Source organism: Sporolactobacillus putidus (assembly GCF_014647035.1).
Classification (GTDB): Bacteria; Bacillota; Bacilli; order Bacillales; family Sporolactobacillaceae; genus Sporolactobacillus; species Sporolactobacillus putidus.
In genome coordinates this window covers 1-530 of record NZ_BMOK01000041.1, presented here as the reverse complement: position 1 = coordinate 530, position 530 = coordinate 1, and the positions used below count along the sequence as shown (strand labels likewise).

Annotated in this window: 1 protein-coding gene; it reads left to right on the top strand. The window is 54.3% G+C overall.

The genetic code is table 11. The features are described from left to right. Window positions 1-75 precede the first annotated feature (75 nt). The coding region (locus IEX81_RS16515; RefSeq protein WP_188805346.1) for a UPF0236 family transposase-like protein at window positions 76-530 on the top strand (455 nt) is incomplete at its 3' end.

Here is a 530-nt window from a genome sequence, read left to right as displayed (position 1 = left end):
CGCTATTCGCCTCGCGTTGAATTTGAAACGGCGACTTTGGCTGGTCGCATGACGTGCCGGGAAGTGGTAAAGACCTTGGAGGCCTGGACTCCGGTTCAAATGAGCCACACCACGGTGATGCATTGTGTCCGGGCCGTTGGTGAGGCTCAGGAAAAACAGGATCAGGATTTAGTCACCCAATCAGCGAATGGTGAGCTGGAGGGGCAGCGGCAGCCCCCCTTCCTGTTTGCGGAGGCAGACGGGACGTTCGTCCGTGGATTGAGGAAACACCAACAGATTGAAGTGAAACATTTCATTCTGTATGAAGGCTGGGTACAGAATGGGAAGCGTCGGCGCTTAAAAGCGCCCTATGCGGTGATGACGAGCCGGGGGTTAGACACTTTTTGGGCGCAGGCACAGGCGGCCGTCGAACAACGTTATCGGTTCACTCAGACTCAAGTGGTCGCTAATAGTGACGGGGGTCCTGGCTATGGTGAATCGTATTTTAAAGATGTTTTTTGTGGCACAAAGAAGCCTGTCCGGGTTCAGCT